The following is a 23,235-nucleotide window of genomic DNA, read 5'->3' as shown; positions in this document are numbered from 1 at the left end:
CCGGAGTAACATTACTACATTTAACTGACAGTTGGACAGAAAAAAACACACAAAAATCAAACAATGCACCATAGTATCATTCAGATTCTGACGTTTTTTAACTCAGGTATTAGCTTAATTATGGGATTTTATATGTTGCTTTTGCGCCGGACAGCAGCATCACAGGGAACAGTTTACTGGGCTTTGGGAAGTTTTGTTATCGGTATCGGTCTGTTATTCCGGTTAATCCCTCCGCCCACCGGATATCTGTCGATGGTTGCGCCCGGTATTTTTGTTACTGCTGGTCTCTATTTATACCTCTGTGGAATCTGGAAATTCAAAAAGAAAAAAATGTACAAATGGATAATTATCGGGATTCCGATAACGGATTTTATTCAATCGCTGTTTTTCTTTTTTGTCTTTCATTCCTTTCGAATCCAGTTGATTATTCATGTTGTTTTTCTTGTTTTTTATTGTGTGCTTGCTATTGCTGAGATGTTAAGATTATCTCCCGACCAGAAATATCTGAAACGTATTTTTCAAACCAATGCCCTTTCTTTTTTTATTTTTCTTCTTGTACTACTGAGCAATATAATTGTGGTGTTAATGAACTCTGGCTTTGATCCTTTTACTATTTCCGAATCGGGGATTGTATTGCATATCATTTCAGGATTATTAATGATTGCCCTTACTTTTGGATTTCTTACTGCTGTAAATATGCGTCTGGACAAGGATTTACGGGACCAGCTGAAATCAAAGACAAAATTTTTCTCCATCATTGCCCACGATTTACGAGGACCGGTAGGGAATATTATGAATGTTTTGGATTTGCTGGAGAATGAATCGGAACTGGATGAAAAGGAACGAAAAAAATTTATGGAAACATTACACTCGCTCAGCCAATCCACCTTTCATCTTTTACAAAACCTGCTTGAATGGGCATCCCGTTCAAAGAATCTGAGTAACTACGAAACTGAAATTTTGGATATCAATCGTATTGTAAAGGAAAACCTGGAACTTTTTAAACGCTCTGCAGCGATGAAATCCATCGGGCTAGGCTTTGTTCCGGGCCGGAATGTTTTTACTTCAGGGAATGCAAATATGCTGCAGACCATTATTCGCAACCTGGTTTCCAATGCTTTAAAATTTACACCTGAAGGAGGCAGAGTTTCTATTGTTACAACAAACGAAGCCGGAAAAGTTAGACTTCAGATTACCGATTCGGGGGAAGGAATGGACAAAAATACCTTACAATCACTTCTTGAATTCGGAGAAGGAAAATCAAAAAAAGGGACAAATGGCGAAGCAGGCGCCGGCCTGGGACTTGTACTTTGTAAGGAATTTATTTCGCTTAACCGGGGAACGCTTTCATTTCAAAGTGAATTGGGTAAAGGCACACGCGTGAATGTTGACTTTCCAAAGGCATAATTATTCTGCAACTTTTCCCAGTAACAATCCGATGGATAAACCGCCAACGGTAGTTTGTGAATTGATTTCCAGATAAGGAGTTACCGCCAGCCCGGCAAAATGATTAAAAACCGTTTCAAATTCGGGTTTAAGAACAATTCCCACCCGGTTTTCTTTGCGGTTTTCCCAACTGTAATTCGAAACCAGAAACAGTCCTTCTGCCGGGTCTTTTACAAAATTAAAGGCTTCACTTTGTGTTACAAATGAAATCCCGGCTTTAAAATTGATTCGTGTTTTTGATCCGGGACGAAGCGAACGAAAAACGCCACCCAGAACTCTGAAAGATTGCACTTTATCTGTAGGATTGGTGGCTCCCAACGCAAAAATACTTAGCAGGCCGCCCGAGTAATTTTCGGGTTTTTCTTTGGCCGGACGGGCAAGCGCCGAATATTCCAGCTGGACAGAAAAACGTTCGTTAACCCCCAAATTAAACCCCAGTTGCCCGCCGGAAAAGTTTCCCACCGACAAACTGCTGTTGAGATAATAAAATATTTTGTCTGTGTCCTGTCCCCATCCCGCCAGACAGAAAAAAAGCAGAACTATTCCGGTTACCTTTTTCATGTTGGAAAGATTAAATTGATTTGTTGCTTCTGTACGCTGGTTGTTCTTTTTTAAACAAGTTAAGGAAAAATTCTCAAAACGGTGATTCTTCTTTTTTATATTCATTGCTTCAGGCAGGAGTGCTGATTTTTTGTGAATTGAACAGAAGAATAAATATACTCAGGAAGCAGAAGTTTCCCCTCCTGTCACTCTACCCTTTATACACATTTTTAAAAAATTTTATTGCCACCATGTATCCTTCAAATTTGTTATTAAAGATATCAAGTCCATTTTTAATCGATATATAACCTGGTGGGCCGTGTGACTTGTAGCCACTCCAGCCACTTAGTCTTGCGATAGCCCAGGCACACCATGCTAAAGAATGGTAGGGATATGGGTTTTGTTGTTTTTTTGTTTTTCCTTCTATCTCATTTTTTAATAATATTTCGATAAACTCTATTTGTTGTTGGCTAAAAATTAGTTCAGCATCTATTGCTTGTTTTTTGTTGAGCGACAATTTGAGCGTCATCACTGTTAACGCAACCTGCAATGCCAAAACAACTTGCTTCTTCAACGCAGCACCAGTTTCCAGTTGTGAGGATTCTAACTCAAATCCTTTACTTTTCATTATCCTAAAAAGCTCTTCGATAAACCACCTATTGCCATACCATTCAAGACACTGCATAGCATCTTCAACTTTTGTTATTTGATGTGTAGTAAGTAAGCGCCAAAGCACATGGGCCTCTCCGGACGGAACTGTTTTCATCTGTTCCCGGGCTTCAATAGCCCATAGTTCAACATATTCAGGATAATCTTTGATATGAGGTTTTTTAGGCTTTTGGATTTTTACCTTTATATATTTTAGTTCCATACTGGCCATCCTGCTTTTTCTTTTTTTATTCCCTTTTATTTCCAGAGAATAAACTGCCCGGCATTCCTGGTTTTCTAACTTTTCAAATAGCTTTTCGTCACTACAGGCCAATTTACGGTTGATGCTTGAGCGGATTAACAGGTTTGTCTTTTCATCCGGAACAGTACATAGTTCTTCATATATATCAGCCTCCCTGTCACCAATAACTGTTAGCATAGGCGTTGCTGATAAAACGGATTTGATTGCCTGGGCTGATTCTATCCACCGGAAGGATTCTTTCTCGCTTATTGATTGCCTGGAGTAATCCCGCTCAAATTTATCTTGTTTGTCCCAACTGCGGTTCCAGAGATTAATATCAGCTATTCCTACAGGCATCTTTTCTTCAGCTTCAACAACCAGCATAGGATGGCAAAAGAAACCTGCATTTTCATTTAAAGTTACAGGACCGACATCTTTGTCCTTTTTACCAATCCGGTGAATATGACTAGTAAAATTAAATTCTGTCGTATCCTGGATACAAAGCAAATGTGGTGACCCCTGATTGTTTACACACCCTGAAACTACTGCCCTGGCCAGCTCTTTATAACTAAAACTATTATTCCCAAACATCCGATATGCCCCTATCTTTTCTGTATTTGTATCACAAAATTTATTCACTGTAACTTTCCCGAAGGTAAGCATATCTGATATAACCTTATTTGCCCTTTTTTCTATTCGGATATCAGGCAGAAATCCGTCAAAAAATCCTCTAAACTCTTTGATTATCATACTTTTAAGATAATCAAAACTATCAGAAACAACAAGCTTAATATGCTGAAAATGTGATAATTAAGTAAAGTTTTATCAACAACAAAATGTTAGCTCAGCAATAAATCAAAAAACAAATATTTGTGTATAAAGGGTAGCCTGTCACTAGGACAGGAGGGGCGCTGGAGCGAAGCAACGGTGGGGTGGTTAGTTCTGCTTTCACCGGTATAAATACCGGTGTTATTTTGAATACACAACTTTAAGAAGCAGTAACCGGCGTTTTTCGTGGCGGTCCCTCGAAGCGTTTGTCCCCTCTCTGAGGCTACCCTTTATACACATTTTTAAAAAATTTTATTGCCACCATGTATCCTTCAAATTTGTTATTAAAGATATCAAGTCCATTTTTAATCGATATATAACCTGGTGGGCCGTGTGACTTGTAGCCACTCCAGCCACTTAGTCTTGCGATAGCCCAGGCACACCATGCTAAAGAATGGTAGGGATATGGGTTTTGTTGTTTTTTTGTTTTTCCTTCTATCTCATTTTTTAATAATATTTCGATAAACTCTATTTGTTGTTGGCTAAAAATTAGTTCAGCATCTATTGCTTGTTTTTTGTTGAGCGACAATTTGAGCGTCATCACTGTTAACGCAACCTGCAATGCCAAAACAACTTGCTTCTTCAACGCAGCACCAGTTTCCAGTTGTGAGGATTCTAACTCAAATCCTTTACTTTTCATTATCCTAAAAAGCTCTTCGATAAACCACCTATTGCCATACCATTCAAGACACTGCATAGCATCTTCAACTTTTGTTATTTGATGTGTAGTAAGTAAGCGCCAAAGCACATGGGCCTCTCCGGACGGAACTGTTTTCATCTGTTCCCGGGCTTCAATAGCCCATAGTTCAACATATTCAGGATAATCTTTGATATGAGGTTTTTTAGGCTTTTGGATTTTTACCTTTATATATTTTAGTTCCATACTGGCCATCCTGCTTTTTCTTTTTTTATTCCCTTTTATTTCCAGAGAATAAACTGCCCGGCATTCCTGGTTTTCTAACTTTTCAAATAGCTTTTCGTCACTACAGGCCAATTTACGGTTGATGCTTGAGCGGATTAACAGGTTTGTCTTTTCATCCGGAACAGTACATAGTTCTTCATATATATCAGCCTCCCTGTCACCAATAACTGTTAGCATAGGCGTTGCTGATAAAACGGATTTGATTGCCTGGGCTGATTCTATCCACCGGAAGGATTCTTTCTCGCTTATTGATTGCCTGGAGTAATCCCGCTCAAATTTATCTTGTTTGTCCCAACTGCGGTTCCAGAGATTAATATCAGCTATTCCTACAGGCATCTTTTCTTCAGCTTCAACAACCAGCATAGGATGGCAAAAGAAACCTGCATTTTCATTTAAAGTTACAGGACCGACATCTTTGTCCTTTTTACCAATCCGGTGAATATGACTAGTAAAATTAAATTCTGTCGTATCCTGGATACAAAGCAAATGTGGTGACCCCTGATTGTTTACACACCCTGAAACTACTGCCCTGGCCAGCTCTTTATAACTAAAACTATTATTCCCAAACATCCGATATGCCCCTATCTTTTCTGTATTTGTATCACAAAATTTATTCACTGTAACTTTCCCGAAGGTAAGCATATCTGATATAACCTTATTTGCCCTTTTTTCTATTCGGATATCAGGCAGAAATCCGTCAAAAAATCCTCTAAACTCTTTGATTATCATACTTTTAAGATAATCAAAACTATCAGAAACAACAAGCTTAATATGCTGAAAATGTGATAATTAAGTAAAGTTTTATCAACAACAAAATGTTAGCTCAGCAATAAATCAAAAAACAAATATTTGTGTATAAAGGGTAGCTCTCTGAGGGGGACGAGACCGTCTGAAAGCGGTCGGAGGGGGTGACTGTCGCGCCCCAATCCAAATTATAACCTGCTGCCCTTGTGCATATAAAATGCAACAACCAACTCAGAACCTTTCCGCGGCTTTTTTTACTCCACCCGGCAATCATTTTAATTTTTTCCTTTTCTTTATACAAAATAAAACCAACTAAAACGAAATCTTTTTATGAAACTGTCTACGCTTCTTTCCACCCTGTTTCCGGCACTTCTTCTGTTTGGTTCCTGCAATGAAATTGCCCAATGGGGCGGTCCTGCCCGTGATAATATTTACCCGGATACAGGATTGTTAAAAACATGGCCGCCAGATGGTCCGCTGTTAAAATTAAAGATTGAAAATGTTGGTAAGGGATTGTCTCAGCCGTTGGTATACAAAGATGTCATTTATGTAACAGGACTCAGATCTGATACTCTTGATGTTATTGGAGCCTACAATATGGAAGGGGAGCTGCTTTGGGAAAAAGAATACAGCGAGGCATGGCCGCGAGCTTATCCGGAGTCAAGAGGGACGCCAACCGTCGAAAAGGACAGAATCTACCTCGTGGGCGGAATGGGTAAACTGGTTTGTTTGAGCACCAATGGAGGTGAAATTATTTGGGAAAAAGAACCGTTAAAGGAATTTGATGGTAAATATATGTACTGGGGAAATGTGGAATCCGTGCTTTTATCCGACAATGCTGCCTTGTATGTTACCGGAGGTCATAAAACCACGCTTGTGGCCTACGATAAAAATACAGGTGAGTTGCTTTGGAAAAGTAAAAGTACAGGTGGCGACAAAGCTTATGCTTCATCATCACTGGTGGAGTGGGGCGGGAAAAAAATTGTGCTCGTTCAAACTTCCAGCGATCTGGTGGGATTTGATGCAGCCAACGGCGATGTACTTTGGAGTTACAATACCATTCAATATCATATTGAAAAGGGCGGTGGCGAAGCGGCCAATATTCCTCTTTTTAGTAAGGGCGAAATTTTTATTACCTATGGCAATGAACAACCGGGTTTACTTCTGAAGTTGTCTGATGATGCAAAATCGATTTCCCTGAAATGGCGAAACAATATCCTCGATACACATCATGGTGGTCTGGTTTTACTTGATGGAACAATTTACGGCTCAACCATGACCGACAATACCAGGGGCAACTGGGCATCGGTTGACTGGGAAACCGGCAAAACCAACTGGGAAACCAACTGGGAAACCAAAGGTTCAGTTATTTCAGCCGACGGTATGCTGTATTTTTATGAAGAACGAAGGGGACATGTGGCGCTGGTAAAACCCGATGCCTCAGAACTGAAGGTAATCAGTACCTTCCAGGTAGAAGATGGCGAAGGTCCGCATTGGGCACATCCTTCCATTTACAATAAAATGTTATTTATCCGGCATGGAAGTGTGTTGCTGGTTTATGATATAAAGGCGTAACCGGCAACGATTTACTGGCCAGCCCTCTCTTGGCTGGCTCCGGCGAAAATTCCCCGGCAATCTTTTATGATTTAATTAAATGAAGCATTGTAGTGGAGTCTCCATCTTTGAGGGGACGAGACCGTCTCACAGCGGTCGGAGGGGGTGTTGCCACCATTCACTATTTACCGCCAGCGGCGACTAAAAAGTCCCAACTTCCAACTTTCTTCCCTGCCTTTTTTTCAACCGTCATACGGAGCGGGTCGAAGGGGGAATAACGGTAAAAATATACTGGTGTACGACGTGCACAACAAAGAAATCCGCTCCCGGAGTATGAGCCGCATAAAGGCGGAAAATACCAAACCTGAAATACAGATGGGAGTTTTTTTATAAATACGGGATGATTAACGATGCCGGCGGCATCAAATGTTTATAAAAACATTAACAGGCAGAGGGAATTCGACTCCGGCCGGAGTCGCACCGTTCTATTCCACCAATTATTTCTATACATATTCAAATCCGCTGGATTTGTTTTTTTGAAATTAAACATGTTTTACCTGTGAGGAATGGATGCCCGCGGCATCCCATATTAATAGAAGAAATTATGTGTCGGGGAACACGACTCCGGCCGGAGTCGCACCGTTCCTTTTTTACCAAATTTTCAGATACCTTTAGATCCTCTGGATTTGTTTTTTTGAAATTTGTATTTTTATCATTCAAAATCTTATCATTATGGCCGATACATTCACACAAATTTACATCCAGATAGTTTTTGCAGTCCAAAATCGGAACGCACAAATTCACAGGGATTGGGAAGAAGAATTGTTTAAATACATTACCGGAATTGTACAAAACAAAGGGCAAAAAATGTTAGCAATTAATGGTACATCAAACCATATCCATTTTTTTATTGGGATGAAACCCACATGCTGCCTTTCCGATTTGGTTAGGGAAGTAAAAAAATCATCCGATGCAATGGTAAAGGGAAAAGGATTTACGTCAAAGAAATTTAAATGGCAGGAAGGATTTGGGGCTTTTTCTTATTCGCATTCCCAGTTGGGAAATGTTATTCATTACATTGAAAACCAAAAAGAACATCATAGAAAGAAAACTTTTGAAGAGGAATATCTCGCGTTTTTAAAAGCATTTGAAATTGAATTTAGAGATGAATATTTGTTTCAATGGTTTGATGATTGATGCCGGCGGCATCATATATTTATAGAAGCATTAATATCAAAATAAATCCGACTCCGGATGGAGTCGGGTGTTCATTTTCACCGTTTTTTCTATAAACATTCAAATCCTCTGGATTTGTATTTCATAACGCTATTAATCTTTATTATTTGATAAAAATGGAGTTGGTATGAAGGTTATTTCGGTGTGAAATGAGCCGTATTAAAGGCAAAAAAGCCAATCCCGAAATTCCGGAATGTTTGATGCCAGCGGCATCACATGTGTAAAGAATAAGCAATGTACAAGGGAAGTTCGACTCCGGCCGGAGTCGTACCGTTTATTTCACTATTTCATCTCTATAAGTATTCAAATCTGCCGGATTTGTATTTTATAACTTTTTCCATCAACTGTGAATCTGTAATCCGTAATCTGTAATTGCTATGGCGGATGTGCACAAAAAAACAAGAAGCTTCAACATGAGCCGCAAAAAAGAGAAGAATACAAGACCCAAAATATTTGTATCTTTAATCACATGTTCAACTAACCGGGGGAATGAGATATGAACAAGGAACAATTCTCACAGGGGCAAGATGATGATCTTTCGGATGGTCGTCACTTCTCACGACGCGATTTCCTGAAGATTTCAGGCAGTGGACTTTTTGTATTTTATACCGCAGGCTCACTGGGTATGGTTTCGATGCAGCAACGCGGCAGAACTTACCCTACCGATTTTAATGCTTATCTGAAAATTGGCGATAACGAACGGGTGTCCGTGTTTTGCAGTAAAATTGAAATGGGACAGGGAATCATTACATCAATGGCACAAATGCTGGCCGAAGAGTTGGATGTAGCGCTTGATTCCATTGATATGATAATGGGAGATACTATGCTGTGTCCCTGGGACAGCGGCACCACGGGTTCGCGCAGTACAAAATTTTATGGTCCGCCTCTTCGAAGGGCAGGTGCCGAAGCAAGAGCAGTTTTGCTGCAAATGGCATCAGAAAAACTAAATATAACAACGGAACACCTTGTGGTAAAAAATGGTACGGTCAGCGATAAAAGCAATCCGTCATTAAAAATCACCTACGCCGAACTGGTAAAAGGAAAACAGATCGAGCGACTGATTTCTGAAGTGCCCATAAAATCCGTTGCTGAACATAGCGTTTCCGGGAAGCCGATGTTACGAATGGATGCCCTGCAAAAAGTAACGGGCGATGCAAAATTCACCGGTGACCTTCAGCTCCCCGGAATGTTGTACGCAAAAGTGCTTCGGCCACCGTCACACGATGCCAGACTGGTTTCAGCAGATGTATCCAAAGCCCGTGATATTGACGGTTCTGTGGTGATTCATGAAGATGACCTGATTGCCGTGTTGCATAAAAAGCCGGAGATGGCCGAAAAAGCCTTGGCAACGATTGTTGCAAAATGGGATACTACCGCTCCAAAAACAGATAATCAGTCTATTTTCGATACGCTAAAAAATGCTGCACCCGATGGCAGGGTTTATATAGAAGACGGAAACCTCACTGAAGGAGAAGCTGCGGCAAAACAAAACATCGAAACTGAATTTTATAATCACTATGTGGCTCATTCACCAATGGAGCCCTATACGGTACTGGCGCATGCAGAAGGCGACAAGGCGACGGTTTGGGCTTCAACACAGGCCCCTTTTCGCGTACGTGAAACAGCAGCTAATGCTTTAAATATTCCCGAAGAAAACGTGCGGGTAATCACTCCTTTTGTAGGGGGTGGTTTTGGCGGCAAAAAATCGGGCAGGCAAATCAGCGAGGCGGTAAAATTGTCGAAAATTACAGGGCATCCCGTACAGCTGGCATGGACACGAAAAGAAGAGTTTTTTTTCGATGCTTTTCGCCCGGCGGCTGTGGTTCAGCTCAAAGCCGGGTTAAACGCCAAAGGCCTCACTACTTTTTGGGATTGTGATGTCCTTTTCGGGGGGGCGCGAAGTTCGGAACCCATTTACGACATCCCGCACTACAGCGTAAAAATGCACAGCAGAGGCAGCGTGCATCCGTTTGACACGGGGGCATGGAGAGGCCCCGGAAGCAACACAAACGTGTTTGCCATGGAATCGTTTACCGATATGCTTGCGCAGGCAGCCGGAACGGATCCGCTGAGCTTTCGTTTGAATAACCTGACTGATGAACGAATGATTCGTGTAATCGAAGCGGCCGGCGACAAATTCGGGCACGATTTTAAGAAAAGCCCCAGTGGTGAAGGATACGGCATATCCTGTACGAATTATCTTAATTCCTACGTGGCAACCATTGCTCAGGTGACTGTGGACAAAACCACCGGTGAGGTAAAAGTAGAACGTGTGGTTTGTGCACAGGACATGGGCGAGATTATTAATCCGCAAGGTGCCCGATTACAGATTGAAAGCGGGATTACCATGGGCATCAGTGCTGCACTGTCGGAGGAGGTAGAATTCAGCGGGGGGACAATATTTACTGAAAATTTTGATTCGTACCGGATTACCCGCTTTTCCGATGTGCCGGTAATGGATATTGTGCTGATTGACAACCCGGAACTTGCACCCCAGGGGTGCGGGGAACCGGCCATAACCACAATGGGCGCTGCACTTGCCAATGCAGTTTTTGATGCGGTAGGGGCACGGGTACTTACATTGCCTATGACACCCGGGCGCATACTGGCGGCAATAAAAAAATAAATCCCGCATCACCAAAAACACAAAACCCTGAACAGCGGATTCTGAATTCTTTCTGCCACAAAGAACACAGAAAAGCCGCAGAGAAGCGTAAAGACTTAAAACCTTTACTGCCCTCTGCAACTGATAACTTTTACCCCTTATAAACTTTGAACTTCCCGCTGACCAATGGCCAACGCTCTTTTTACTCTCTCTTCAAACTTTCACGGGTTTGCTTTTTTCTCGGAAATTTGATGGACATCGTTTTTTGATGTTTAATATCTTTTGAAGCCTTTCCAAGGAAATCCAGTAACCATTTATTGGTCACACTTTTTGGACGGATAATGGGCTGGTTTAGTCCTCTTGCAATGGTATTCTGTGCGCAGAAACCCAAAATTCGTGAGACGCCAAACAATACCGTGTAATAATCGAAATGCTCCAGTCCGTAGTAATGCAGCAATGTTCCTGAAATTGCATCCACATTCGGATACGGATTGGCTACTTTTCCGCCTTTATATGTCTTAAGTAATCCGGGAACCACCGCATATAAATCCTTAACCGTTTGAAGATAAGGAGTTGTGTCGCAGTATTTCCCGCTGAATTTCAGGAAAGCGGTAAAGCGGGGATCGGTAGCGCGGAGTACGGCATGACCATAACCCGGTATTACATTCCCCGAGTCAAGTGTTTTTAGTACGTAAGAACGAATTTCCTCTTTGCCTGGAGATTTACCCAGTTGATCGTGAATTCGCTGAATAAACCGGAGACATTCCTGGTTGGCAAGTCCGTGCAGCGGACCGGCAAGCCCGTTTAGTCCCGCCGAGGCAGCGTAATAAATATTCGACAGAGCCGAGTTCACCACTCTTGCCGTAAAAGCACTCACATTTCCGCCTTCATGGTCGCAGTGGAGCACAAGATACAGCCGCATAAAATCGGCAAACGAAGAATCCGCTGTTTCTATTCCAAGCATATGCACCAGGTTTTCTGCCCAGTCGAGCGAAGGAGCATAGGAAATCAGTTCCCCGTCAAAAAAGCGGATGCGGTAAATCCCTGCAGCCAGTTCGGGGAGTTTTGCTATCAGGTTGAGCGAATCCTCCAGCGTGTATTCCCAATGTTCCTTTTTGGGGATTCCCTCTGAATATTTTTGTTTAAATACCGACTGGCTGTCCATGGCAAGTATCCCCATGCTCAGCATCGTCATTGGATGAGTGTCTTTGGGAAGATTACGCAACAGGGGCCATACATGGCGGGGCACCTCATGGCGTTTGGCCAGCTCGTCTCTGAGTTCTGTCAGTGCATCTTTTTTGGGGAATACTCCGGTACAGAGAAGGTAAAGAATCTCTTCCGGTGTTTTTCCCGAGAATGCAGGAACATCAAATCCACCAACAAAGAGCCCTTTCTGAGGATCGACATACGAGGTGTTGCAAACCATGGCTTGCAGGCCTCTCATTCCACCCATCAGGTGTTTTACGGTAACTTTTCCGATTTCGGTGTCGGAATAATTTTCGAGAATACGGGCGATTTCTCTGCCCTGCGTCTCTATTCTAAGCCTTACATTTTCCTTTAATTTTTTCATGACTGTTCGTTTTTACTGTTTTCAAAAAATAAGGTTCAATTCCATCGTATCAGAATTGGATGAAATACTCCCTGTTTAATGATACTGAAGGAGGGTTTACCGGGTTTCGCTTTTGAACATTTTCAAATCCGCCGGATTTGTTTTTGAAATTAAACATGTTTTACCTGCGAGGAATGGATGCCGGCGGCATCCCGTATTTACAGAAGAAATTATGTGTCGGGAAATTTGACTCCGGCCGGAGTCGCACGCTACCTTTCCAATATATTTTTTCTATAGGCATTCAATACCTCCGGCATTGTTCGGTTAGCGGGAATATGGTTGTTTTGTTACATGCTGATAATTTGCCGGGATGATGCACGATAAAATTCCCGCATCTTTAATTTGAGCCACATAAAAGGCAAATACGCCAATCCCGAAATTCCTGAACGCCTGATGCCGGCGGCATCACATGTATATATCAGCATTTTCATGCCTGTGATATTCGACTCCTGCCGGAGTCGCACGCTACCTTTCCAACATATTTTTTCTATACACATTCAATACCTCCGGCATTGTTCGGATAGCGGGAAAATGGTTGTTTTGTCAGCTATAGAAAATTTGCCGGCATCACATGTATATAACAGCATTTTCATGCATGTGATATTCGACTCCTGCCGGAGTCGCACGATATCTTTCCAACATATTTTTTCTATACACATTCAATACCTCCGACATTGTCCGATCAGCAAAAAAATGCAGGTTTTGTTTTAAGTTGTACATTTGCGGGTATGGCGGACGTACATGGCAAAGCAGCCCGCTCCTGCAACATGAGCTGCATTAGGGTGAAAGACACAAAATCAGAAATGCGGTGTGCATGATGCCGGCGGCATCACATGTTTATAGAAATATTTTCATGCATGTGATATTCGACTCCTGCCGGAGTCGCACGATATCTTTCCAACATATTTTTTCTATACACATTCAATACCTCCGACATTGTCCGATCAGCAAAAAAATGCAGGTTTTGTTTTAAGTTGTACATTTGCGGGTATGGCGGACGCACATGGCAAAGCAACCCGCTCCTGCAACATGAGCGGCATTAGGGGGAAAGACACAAAATCAGAAATGCCGGTGTGCCTGATGCCAGCGGCATCACATGTTTATAAAAACATTGACAGGCAGAGGGAATTCGACTCCGGCCGGAGTCGAATCTTTTATTTCACAATTTCATTTCTATACATATTCAAATCCGCTGGATTTGTTTTGAAATTAAACATGTTTTATCTGCGAGGAATGGATGCCGGCGGCATCCCGTATTTACAGAAGAAATTATGTGTCGGGAAATTTGACTCCGGCCGGAGTCGCACGCTACCTTTCCAATATATTTTTTCTATAGGCATTCAATACCTCCGGCATTGTTCGGTTAGCGGGAATATGGTTGTTTTGTTACATGCTGACAATTTGCCGGGATGATGCACGATAAAATTCCCGCATCTTTAATTTGAGCCACATAAAAGGCAAATACACCAATCCCGAAATTCCTGAACGCCTGATGCCGGCGGCATCACATGTTTATAGAATGGCCAATGTACAAGGGAAGTTCGACTCCGGCCGGAGTCGCACCTTTTATTTCACGATTTTATTTTTACACACATACAATACCTCCGGCATTGTTTGGATAGCGGGAAAATGGTTGTTTTGTCAGCTATAGAAAATTTGCCGGCATGGTGCACGATAATAATCACCTTTCTTTACTATGAACCGTATAAAAGGTAAATACACCAATTTCGAAATTCAGGAACGTTTGATGCCAGCGGCATCACATGTTTATAGAATGGCCAATGTACAAGGGAAGTTCGACTCCGGCCGGAGTCGAACCTTTAATTTCACGATTTCATTTCTACACACATACAATACCTCCGGCATTGTTTGGATAGCGAAAAAATGCAGGTTTTGTTTTAAATTGTACATTTGCCGGTATGGCGGACGTACATGGCAAAGCAACCCGCTCCTGCAAGATGAGCCGCATTAGGGGGAAAGACACAAAATCAGAAATGCCGGTGTGCCTGATGCCTGCGGCATCACATGTTTATAAAAACATTGACAGGCAGAGGGAATTCGACTCCGGCCGGAGTCGGATGTTTTGCCGGTTGGCTCTCTTTTTATACACATACAATACCTCTGGCATTGTCCGATCAGCGAAAAAATGCAGGTTTTGTTTTAAGTTGTACATTTGCCGGTATGGCGGACGTACATGGCAAAGCAACCCGCTCCTGCAACATGAGCGGCATTAGGGGAAAAACACAAAATCAGAAATGCGGTGTGCCTGATGCCGGCGGCATCACATGTTTATAAAAACATTAACAGGCAGAGGGAATTCGACTCCGTCCGGAGTCGCATCTTTTATTTCACAATTTCATTTCTATACATATTCAAATCCGCTGGATTTGTTTTTGAAATTAAACATGTTTTACCTGAGAGGAATGGATGCCCGCAGCATCCGATATTTATAGAATTTTTTTAAGCAAAAGAAATTCGACTCCGGCCGGAGTCGGATGTTTCCCCCGTTTTTTCTCTTTTTTTATACACATACAATACCTCCGGCATTGTCCGATCAGCGAAAAAATGCAGGTTTTGTTTTAAATTGTACATTTGCCGGTATGGCGGACGTACATGGCAAAGCAACCCGCTCCTGCAACATGAGCCGCATTAGAGGGAAAGACACAAAATCAGAAATGCCGGTGTGCCTGATGCCGGCGGCATCACATGTTTATAAAAACATTGACAGGCAGAGGGAATTCGACTCCGGCCGGAGTCGGATGTTTTGCCGGTTGGCTCTCTTTTTATACACATACAATACCTCTGGCATTGTCCGATCATCGAAAAAATGCAGGTTCTGCCGAGTCAAAATTATCACCATTAATTCCAAAGTTTAAGTTCAGAAAGATACATGAGGTTAATTAGTTTTTTTGTTATCCTATTCTTTTAAATGCATCAAATCGTTCTTCCAACCACGCTTTATTCGGTTGCAAAGAAGATGATCGAGGTAAAATCAATTTATTCCCATGCATTTCCTGGATTCCATGCTTCAGCATTGGCCCATCAATCTCGCTAAGAATATCTTCACGCACATGCATTTGGTAATCAGGAGTAATTCCAATGATATTTTGATCAAAAGCTGCATGGTGAATTTTGCATAATGAAAGTCCATTGGGTACAACTGGTTTTCCTCCTTTGTTGTCGGGAATAATGTGTGCAGCATCCAACAATTCGCGATGTTTTAAATTGCACATTGCACAATGTTCATGGTAAGCTTCTAAAACCCTTTCCCGGAAAGTTCCCTGGTGCAAACGTTGAATCATTTGCCTTGTAGCATACTTTCGTTCCAGTTCGTTGGGTTCTTCGGTAATATCTAAATGAGAATTAAAATCAATTTGATGTGCATTTGCTTCAACGGTGAAGGTTAGATTTCTGGGATCATCGGCAACAATAAAAACTGGCCATTCAACCAGATATTTTCCTTTTACAACCTGATGAAGATAGACCAAAGGAATTTTCTGATTCATACATTCACGCAATCCAACATTCACATAGAAGTTGGGATTGGTACCTCTGTATTTGTAGTGTATTAAATTATCTTCTAAATGTACATCATCATAAATACTGTCACTAACCGATTTTATTGAAATTGGATATTCTAATTGTTTGGGTTTCCATATTCCTTGAGCACCGGATAAAACAATACGTTCACCATTAATAATACAGCCGTGAGTAAGTTCCTTTGATGGAATTACTTTGTCTGGATATTTAAAAACAAGTGAATTTAACCAGTTAAAGACAGCAGATCTGATGTTTTGGCTTTTTAGGTTTTCCATTAGTTTTAGTCGAATGGGATACTAAATATAATGATTGCTAACGATTAATATTCAAAATGTTGATAATTTTTCAAATTACACCTGTCCCTTGTTTGTGTCGGTGTATTTGCTGCTCCCGCCTTTTTAACAACAATGGAATACCACAAAATATACAAATCCAGCCAAAACCCGTTCATCACAAAGCTTTTAGAAGATTTTTGATGTGCGGGATTTCCATTATTCCAAATAATATGTTCATTTCGAAGTAAAAGAGAGAAAAGAATGCCGGGGAGAGCTTGATATTCCGGCAGAACAATAAAAATTGCCCGGGGAGCGGTCAATTTTACCGGGGAGCACCAAAATTGGCCGGGGAGTGGTTCCTGTCTCATGCGGAGTGCAAAAAATTACAAGGGGAAGCCTGAAACTATCTGCGGAATAAGAAAAAGGGCCTGGGGAGCGTTTAAATTTGCCCGGGAACTCAAAAAAATCGTCGGGGGAGACCTAACCTGCCTTTGGGAGAGCAAAAATCGTCCGGGGAAGCGTGAAATCGTCTGCGGGATAATAAAAGTAGCCCGGGGAGCGGTCAATTGTACCAGGGAGCACTAAAATTGTCCGGGGAGACACGAAGATTGCCTGGGGCCCTGTCCTTTCCTGAAATAACTTGACAGATTTAACTTTAATTTCTGATAGATGTAAATATTTATTCTGCATTTACTGATTTACAAAACTATTTCATTTTTTATTCTTGCAAATTCTTTCCTGCATATTTTTAATCCCTGTAACTGCTCATTCCTTTCTGTCTTATCCCTGATTAAAGGGACAGATATAATTCTTCTTCCTGTTTTTTTGTGCAGCTTCATTTTTTATCGCTGGTTTTTGTTGCAGGTTTGTATTCTGTTGCTTCTTTTCCCGTCGTATTAAATTCCCGCTTTTTCCAGTGCTTTTTAAGTGATCCCGATTCCTTGTGTGCATCCACCGGAAGCATAAAATCCACGCTGCGGTGCGGACGTTTGTTGTTGTATTTGTAAACCGCAACCTTTGTTGCTTCCAGGGCTGCATGATAATCCGGGTAAGTTTCGTTTAAATCATATTCATTCTTTAAAATACCATTAACCCGCTCGGCTATAGCGTTTTCATAGGGGTCGCCGTTTTCTGTCATCGAAATATTGATATTTGAACCTTGCAGGTAGTTCACATAGTCGGTGCAGCAATACTGGATGCCGCGGTCGGAATGGTGGATAAGGTTCTGCTTCACCCCTTCCCCTGAAATGGCCATCTTTAGAGCATTTAAAGCCCCTTCGCTGGTGAGGTCGGGCCAGAGGCACCAGCCAACAATTTTTCTGGAATATGCATCGGTAACAAGCGAGAGGTAAACAAAACCTTTTTCAGTGCGAATGTAGGTTATGTCGCTAACCCATAAACGCCCGGAACTCATTATCTCAATATCCCTTACCAGGTTGGGATACTTGCGGAAAAAATGCTTCGAATTGGTTGTTTTAGGCCTGCGCCTGCGCCGCCTGACCAACAGGCCATGTTCCCGCAGCAGGATATAAAACTTGTCCCTTCCATATTTAATATTATGTTTCTGAAGGGTCGGCGCAATCAGCCGGTGGAGCTTCTCTGTCCCCATCCGCTTGTGCTCTTTACGCAAATCTTTTACCTGTCTTAATATAAAAACTTCCTCCATCTGGTACCCGGATTGACGTTTCCTATTGTCGTACCAGGCCTGGCGGGTAAACCCAAACAGTTCGCATAGTACCGCCTTGGAAACCAAAGGATACATGCGTGCCAGTACATCTACTGTTTGGGTCCAGACTTTTTTCTGATTTCGAGTTTGTAGTCGTTTTCTGCAATGTCAATCATAGTGTTCAGCGCCACATTCTTCATCTGCGCACGTTCCAACTGCTTTTCCAATTCCCTGATGCGTTTCTCCAACGCTTTGTGGTCTGTTCTTTCTTTTGCACTCATCATCTGTAAAGATATGTGGATTTCGTCGGAATATCTCTCCTGCCAGCGCTTTATGATCTTTTTATATTCAAATCTTGATAATGAAAATCGTTCCCGTGCTTCCTGGTAACTCATATTTCCAGCATCAATCTGCGCTACCAGCCAACGTCGGAAGCTTACTTCATAATTACTGTAATTAACTGTTTTTTCTTCAAATCCATCCATGTAATCTGTTAACATGGATTCATTCCTTTTTTTCATTTTCTTGACATTTTTGCGTCAAGTTATTTCAGTATAAGACACCCTTCACTGCTCCTCGTTGTAAGCGAGGGGCAGATCCGTACAATAATCAGAAGCACAAAAAAGAGAGGGTGCAATTGCCTGCACCCTCTTTTTCCTAACTAAACTATACTATGAAAAAATTTACCAAATATTGTTGTCTGTCATCCAGCTTTCCAGTGCTAATTCTTTATCTGTATCTGTTTCAGAAGCGCTCCAAACAGTTTCGTTGGTCATCCATGCTTCCAGTTCCAGTTCGTTTTCTGTTTCCATGTTTTCTGCAAGGATATTGTTCCGGGTCAAATCGCTGGTCATCCAGTTTTCAAGTTCCAGCGCTGATTCTGTTTCCGTCGTAAAATCTGCAGTCGATGCAGCCTTTGTATTCCGGATTGCTTCGTCTGTCATCCAGTTTTCCAACTGTAGTGCTGTTTCCATTCTCTCATGGCTTGAGGCTTTTATTTCTGTTCCTTCTGCTTTTACATTTCCGGCGAATAATAAAATGGCTAAAAATGTTCCGGCTGTAATTTGTTTCATTAACGTTTTCATCTTTTCTAATTGTTTTCTGTTTCCTAATAATGGGAACAAAGATTACATTTTATTGGAGGCGAAAACAGCAATATCCAGCCAATCGAATTCTTCTGTCGGTAAATGGAGAAAGTGTATCGGTGGTTAAAATACCTGAAAGTGTTTTTTTGATGTTTTTATCGGTAAATAGCGAATTAGCCCACCTGCTTCGTTGCAAACGAGGGGGTGGAAGAGATGAATAGTAAACAATACATCCTTTTCTTCAGCTCGTGTATCCAGATTTTTTACCCGTTTCCCCCAATCCCTTACCCGATTATATAAAATCTTTTACTCGTTCGGGGTAAAATGCAACAGGACACATAAAACCCTTACCCGAATAGTGAAAACCGTTTACCCGGATGGGTCGGGGAGCTACTCGCACGGGTAAATAGGCTACTCGTCCCGGTAAATACCGGAGGCAGGGGAAGTGGTATGTCGCTTGTATCGGCAAAAAACAATTGCAGAAAATTAAAAGTACCCGCAGGGTATGGCCGGGTAAGCGTTTTATAACATTGTACCGGACCGTTAATTTTTGTACCTTATTATAAACCAAAAATTACGGTCATGAAACGAGTTGTTGCTTTTGTTTTCATGTTAACCTTTTCCATTGGTTCCTTTTCACAGACAAATCAAATCGCTGCAAACAGTCAGGCCTCCGACAGCTCAGGGTTTTATACCATGAAGCTTAATGCGGTTTACTGTGAGGATTTGCTGATGTACAGTTACGAACGCCTTTTTCCGCTTGATGAGCGTCTGGCTCTTGCCCTGAAAGGCGGTTTTATGATTTGGGATCCGTTTTTGCCCCTGGCCGAACTGGCACTTGTAAGTGGTGGCCCCAAAAGTTTTTTTGAAGCGGGAGCGGGTTCCATTGTCGACGTTTTTGGCGGCGGTGGTTTTTTTACGATGCGTGTCGGTTACCGCTACCAGGGCCCCAAAGGCTTTCTTTTGAAAGGCTCAGCCATTTATTCCCCCGATAATTTTATCCTGCCTCTGATTGGTATTGGCTACGCATTTTAAAGGGAGCAGTTTTTTTGGTGGGGGTATAAAAGCTCATAACCACCTCCCCCTCGTTCGCTCCCGGGTACTCCTCCTGTGAGGAGGCGAAACCTGTGCGGGGATAATATTAATTTGAATCGTAGTTTGAAAGAGAAATGAATGGTCAACAGCCGGCATTTGTTTCGCTCCGGCGGGGAGGGGTGTCAGCATTCCCAAAACAAATAATTTTTGAAATGCACGATGATTTGAATTCAGACGGAGTGGCAGGAAGAAAATGGTTTATGCGGCGAATGACCCGATAAGTCAAATTTGATTTTCCGGCAATTTTTATTTATATTAAGAATCATTCTATATAATCATGGGAAATAATATAAATCGAAATATTACGCAAAAAGGAAAGCTGTCATCAAGGTTAGTTTCTCCGCCCCAGCTAAAATATGCGGCCTGGGCACATGGCGTTTCCACACAGGTTGAACGGCCAAATTTTCTCATTGGTCACAGACTCGGTGTTTGTACGATAGATGATGGCGATGCCTGGCTTGGAATTTTAAGACAGGGAGATGGTGCAAAATTTTATGGTGAAAAGGATACCAACAACTGGTTTCATATTGCTTTACATTCACCGGTTATTTTAAACGGAACAAGGCTAAAACTATCAAAAATATTTGTTCTCTTCAGGTGCGCTGTTGCTTCACATCACGAAGACCCGGAAAGATGGTATGGTACAAAAATTCATAGCGTTCATGTATGGGACGGTGCAAACAGAATTAAGACTTTTGACAATCTTGAGCTGTCCGGAGAGCACAAAACGATTAAGGAAAACGTAAATCAGTTTATTCTGGAACCTGCAATACCTGTTTACTACGGAATTAGTATTTCGGTTGGTGTCTCGTTTTTTGGTAAATATATAAGCTACAACAAGATTAAATTTTACGCTGCGGGGGGAGATTTTATTTAATTAACTCAAGTTGCTAGTTAAAGCATTAAAATTAAGCATTTTAAAATCGAATAATTCGAGTAGCATGAACAAAAAGAAAGAAGTTTTTAACAAAATAGCTTTGGACAGCAGCATTTTATGGGATAATTAAAAATAATCCTCCAGATTTCTGCTGCGAAACAAAACAACCTGGAGGATATGATTAAAAAATCGATCGCAATTTACACAATTATTGATGATTTGCTGAAAGAGATAGAACATACTGAACCACAAAACCGGAACATTTCGGATGCAGAAGTAATTACCACAACAGTTATCTCTGCTCTTTATTTTTCAGGTAACCAGGAAAAGGCTATTTGCTTTATGCGCTCGGTAAGCTTAATACCTAATATGCTTTCTAAAAGTCGTTTCAACAGGAGGTTGCACATGATAAGGGATTTAATCGTTGATCTTTTCTTTCAGCTTTCAGGAATGATAAAGGAATTAAATATTGAATCAGAATATATCATTGACAGTTTTCCTGTAAAAACCTGTGATAATATGCGGATAGCCAACTCCAAACTTATACAAGGGGAAATATACAGAGGCAAAAAAGCTACCATGCGACGATGGTTCTATGGCTTTAATGTCCATGTAATGGTAACTACTGAGGGTATTCCGGTAGAATATACTTTTTTGCCGGGAAGCAAGCATAACTCAGAAGCTTTAAAACAATTACCGTTTAATTTAGAACAGGGAAGCCGGGTTTATGCTGATGCTGGTTATACAAATTACAAAATAGAGGACATGCTTCGAGATGCAGAGCAAATAGAATTACTTGTTGCCAGAAAATGCAACTCCAAACGAAAACGTGAGCCGTATCAGGAATTCCTGATAGAATCAATGCGCAAACGTATTGAAACAACTTTTAGTGAAATAACAACATTATTGCCAAAGAAAATACATGCTGTAACTGATTACGGATTCATCCTAAAAGTAATAATGTTCTTATTTTCATATACTTTGAATAAAATTGAAAAATAGCAACTTGAATTAATTAAATATACCCTGTCTTTCTCTGTCTGCGTATAGTCTGTACCGGGAAGCAAATTCACAAGTCATTTTTAACGACAAAAAAGTTGCGAACAATAAGTCGTGATGAATCAACGGTCCGGCCCGGGGTCTTATCTGTTTTGCAAAAAAACCAACAGGAAAAAACACTTCTGTCCTGCCGGTTTGTAAGTACTTCTCCATAGGGAAGAAAACGAGTGTGTTTTTAATGCCAGTCGGAATATCCCGCATCTGTAATAAGCAGTTTTTCAAATGAACCATTCACATCCGAAACAAACAAACCGGGAACAAGGGCAGACCCATTGTGTTCCGATATGCCTGTATACATTATGTATTTGCCATCAGCGGACCAGCAGGGGGCCAATCCGTACAGATTTGGTATTGGGGTAATAACACCTGTATTTGTAATCAAAATGTAAATATCGTTGTAGGACGAGTCCGATAACAACAGCGCTGAACCCGCTTTATTCCAGTCCAGAAATTCAATCCCGTAGATTTCCGTTACGGAAGCTATTTTTTCCTTTAATGTTGTACTAAAAGGTTCAATCAGCCATATTCCGTTGTCGTTTTGAAAATCGTGCCGGAAAAGAATGTTTATGGCAATATCTCCATCCGGATGCCAGGCAAGTGCCGTTATATCACCGGAGATTTTATCTGAAAATTCAGTTTGAACGGTATCTCCGTTTTGTGTATTCAGATAAATGATTTTGTTGTATGGGGCGACAAGAAAAGCAATGGTCGTTCCATCGGGCGACCAGGCTGGCGATCCGTTTAAGTCAATTTGTGTGGAGCTCCCGATTTCCCGGCTTGTATGGGTTTCGTTCTGTGTATCGGCAATTTTAAGGGCAAAAACAGATGAAGAGCCGGTTTCAGCGGCGTTTAATAAATCAAATGCAGCAAATCGGGAGCCATCATCTGACCAAACCGGACGTGTGTAAATCATTGCGTCGCCATATGATGTTGAATTGTGCATCGAATTTGCAGTTGCCACTTTCAAGGTGTGCGAAGTTACCTTTTGAAAAACAATTTTTCCGGGAAGACTATCGGGTTCATTCCCCGGTTGAGGTTCATCGCCGGATTTTTCACAATTCGCGACAAGAAAAGCTATTGCCATAAAAAGAAGAAGGTAAAGGTTCGTTTTCATTGATGTTATTATGAGTTGGAAACAACACAGTTACGTGAATGATTTTATTTTGTTTCACCTTGTGAAAATCAATTGCTCAGATTTTATTTTTCCCTTTTGACCTCATTTTGGAGTTTTTTTGCTTCATCTTGTATATTTCCGGCACCAAAAT

General features: G+C 41.5%; 24 protein-coding genes. 12 read left to right on the top strand and 12 right to left on the bottom strand.

The features are described from left to right. Positions 1-63: 63 nt before the first annotated feature. Entirely contained in the window at positions 64-1,407 is a 1,344-nt protein-coding gene (locus tag GM418_RS05935) for a sensor histidine kinase (protein ID WP_158864113.1), read from the top strand. Here the strand turns inward: GM418_RS05935 and GM418_RS05930 are convergent, their stop codons facing one another. From GM418_RS05930 to GM418_RS05920, 3 genes are all read right to left on the bottom strand, one after another. Next, positions 1,408-2,007, bottom strand: coding sequence for a hypothetical protein (locus GM418_RS05930; protein WP_158864111.1), 600 nt, complete (start codon positions 2,005-2,007; stop codon positions 1,408-1,410). A gap of 190 nt (positions 2,008-2,197) precedes the next feature. Then, entirely contained in the window at positions 2,198-3,625 is a 1,428-nt protein-coding gene (locus tag GM418_RS05925) for an IS4 family transposase (protein WP_158864109.1), read from the bottom strand. Positions 3,626-3,926: 301 nt separating this feature from the next. Then, the gene (locus GM418_RS05920) at positions 3,927-5,354 is read right to left on the bottom strand and encodes an IS4 family transposase (RefSeq protein WP_158864109.1); all 1,428 of its coding nucleotides are present in this window, start codon (positions 5,352-5,354) and stop codon (positions 3,927-3,929) included. A gap of 345 nt (positions 5,355-5,699) precedes the next feature. Between GM418_RS05920 and GM418_RS05915 the strand changes: the two genes are divergently transcribed. The 3 genes from GM418_RS05915 (at position 5,700) to GM418_RS05900 (ending at position 10,785) form a co-directional block, all read left to right on the top strand. Then, entirely contained in the window at positions 5,700-6,944 is a 1,245-nt protein-coding gene (locus GM418_RS05915) for a PQQ-binding-like beta-propeller repeat protein (protein ID WP_158864107.1), read from the top strand. Positions 6,945-7,655: 711 nt separating this feature from the next. Continuing rightward, positions 7,656-8,120, top strand: a complete 465-nt coding sequence (tnpA, locus tag GM418_RS05905; protein WP_158864105.1) for an IS200/IS605 family transposase — start codon at positions 7,656-7,658, stop codon at positions 8,118-8,120. A gap of 535 nt (positions 8,121-8,655) precedes the next feature. Further along, the gene (locus GM418_RS05900; RefSeq protein WP_158864103.1) at positions 8,656-10,785 is read left to right on the top strand and encodes a xanthine dehydrogenase family protein molybdopterin-binding subunit; all 2,130 of its coding nucleotides are present in this window, start codon (positions 8,656-8,658) and stop codon (positions 10,783-10,785) included. 181 nt (positions 10,786-10,966) lie between these two features. Here GM418_RS05900 and GM418_RS05895 read toward each other — a convergent pair whose 3' ends face one another. Together GM418_RS05895 and GM418_RS05890 are read right to left on the bottom strand one after the other, a co-directional pair. Continuing rightward, positions 10,967-12,334 (bottom strand): citrate (Si)-synthase, encoded by a 1,368-nt coding sequence (locus tag GM418_RS05895; RefSeq protein WP_158864101.1) that lies wholly within the window; start codon positions 12,332-12,334, stop codon positions 10,967-10,969. Positions 12,335-12,660: 326 nt separating this feature from the next. After that, on the bottom strand, positions 12,661-12,804 hold the full coding sequence (locus GM418_RS05890; protein ID WP_158864099.1) for a hypothetical protein: 144 nt from the start codon (positions 12,802-12,804) through the stop codon (positions 12,661-12,663). 505 nt (positions 12,805-13,309) lie between these two features. Here GM418_RS05890 and GM418_RS05885 point away from each other — a divergent pair. From GM418_RS05885 to GM418_RS05875, 3 genes are all read left to right on the top strand, one after another. Further along, positions 13,310-13,786: a hypothetical protein gene (locus GM418_RS05885; protein ID WP_158864097.1), complete on the top strand. Its 477-nt coding sequence runs from the start codon at positions 13,310-13,312 to the stop codon at positions 13,784-13,786. A 283-nt stretch (positions 13,787-14,069) separates the two neighbouring features. Next, positions 14,070-14,345 carry a hypothetical protein gene (locus tag GM418_RS05880; RefSeq protein WP_158864095.1) on the top strand — a complete coding sequence of 92 codons (276 nt, stop codon included), beginning with the start codon at positions 14,070-14,072 and terminating at the stop codon, positions 14,343-14,345. A 68-nt stretch (positions 14,346-14,413) separates the two neighbouring features. After that, positions 14,414-14,668, top strand: a complete 255-nt coding sequence (locus tag GM418_RS05875; protein WP_217447714.1) for a hypothetical protein — start codon at positions 14,414-14,416, stop codon at positions 14,666-14,668. Between the two features lie 617 nt (positions 14,669-15,285). Here the strand turns inward: GM418_RS05875 and GM418_RS05870 are convergent. The 6 genes from GM418_RS05870 to GM418_RS05845 form a co-directional block, all read right to left on the bottom strand. Continuing rightward, complete coding sequence (locus GM418_RS05870; RefSeq protein WP_158864091.1) at positions 15,286-16,188, bottom strand: HNH endonuclease; 903 nt, start codon at positions 16,186-16,188, stop codon at positions 15,286-15,288. A gap of 44 nt (positions 16,189-16,232) precedes the next feature. Continuing rightward, positions 16,233-16,556: a hypothetical protein gene (locus GM418_RS05865; protein ID WP_158864089.1), complete on the bottom strand. Its 324-nt coding sequence runs from the start codon at positions 16,554-16,556 to the stop codon at positions 16,233-16,235. Between the two features lie 330 nt (positions 16,557-16,886). Further along, entirely contained in the window at positions 16,887-17,027 is a 141-nt protein-coding gene (locus GM418_RS05860) for a hypothetical protein (protein ID WP_158862759.1), read from the bottom strand. Then, entirely contained in the window at positions 17,024-17,950 is a 927-nt protein-coding gene (locus tag GM418_RS05855; protein ID WP_246222758.1) for an IS3 family transposase, read from the bottom strand. Before GM418_RS05855 ends, GM418_RS05860 begins: the two co-directional genes overlap by 4 nt. Positions 17,951-17,964: 14 nt before the next feature. Further along, on the bottom strand, positions 17,965-18,375 hold the full coding sequence (locus GM418_RS05850; protein ID WP_158862757.1) for a hypothetical protein: 411 nt from the start codon (positions 18,373-18,375) through the stop codon (positions 17,965-17,967). A 162-nt stretch (positions 18,376-18,537) separates the two neighbouring features. Next, a complete protein-coding gene (locus GM418_RS05845) occupies positions 18,538-18,927 on the bottom strand; it encodes a hypothetical protein (RefSeq protein ID WP_158864087.1) in 390 nt (129 codons plus the stop codon). 41 nt (positions 18,928-18,968) lie between these two features. On the opposite strand from GM418_RS05845, the gene GM418_RS05840 reads away from it, so the two are divergent. The 5 genes from GM418_RS05840 (at position 18,969) to GM418_RS05820 (ending at position 21,913) form a co-directional block, all read left to right on the top strand. Continuing rightward, positions 18,969-19,160, top strand: a complete 192-nt coding sequence (locus tag GM418_RS05840; protein ID WP_158864085.1) for a hypothetical protein — start codon at positions 18,969-18,971, stop codon at positions 19,158-19,160. A 361-nt stretch (positions 19,161-19,521) separates the two neighbouring features. Beyond that, positions 19,522-19,974 (top strand): hypothetical protein, encoded by a 453-nt coding sequence (locus tag GM418_RS05835; RefSeq protein ID WP_158864083.1) that lies wholly within the window; start codon positions 19,522-19,524, stop codon positions 19,972-19,974. A 134-nt stretch (positions 19,975-20,108) separates the two neighbouring features. Next, complete coding sequence (locus tag GM418_RS05830) at positions 20,109-20,255, top strand: hypothetical protein (protein ID WP_158864081.1); 147 nt, start codon at positions 20,109-20,111, stop codon at positions 20,253-20,255. Between the two features lie 56 nt (positions 20,256-20,311). After that, complete coding sequence (locus GM418_RS05825) at positions 20,312-20,911, top strand: DUF6623 family protein (protein ID WP_158864079.1); 600 nt, start codon at positions 20,312-20,314, stop codon at positions 20,909-20,911. Positions 20,912-21,088: 177 nt separating this feature from the next. Further along, on the top strand, positions 21,089-21,913 hold the full coding sequence (locus GM418_RS05820; protein ID WP_158864077.1) for an IS982 family transposase: 825 nt from the start codon (positions 21,089-21,091) through the stop codon (positions 21,911-21,913). A 232-nt stretch (positions 21,914-22,145) separates the two neighbouring features. Here GM418_RS05820 and GM418_RS05815 read toward each other — a convergent pair whose 3' ends face one another. Then, positions 22,146-23,084, bottom strand: a complete 939-nt coding sequence (locus GM418_RS05815; RefSeq protein WP_158864075.1) for a PD40 domain-containing protein — start codon at positions 23,082-23,084, stop codon at positions 22,146-22,148. Positions 23,085-23,235 lie beyond the last annotated feature (151 nt).

Source organism: Maribellus comscasis (assembly GCF_009762775.1).
Classification (GTDB): Bacteria; Bacteroidota; Bacteroidia; order Bacteroidales; family Prolixibacteraceae; genus Draconibacterium; species Draconibacterium comscasis.
Note: the sequence above shows the minus strand (reverse complement) of the source record. Positions and strands in the feature narration are given on the sequence as shown.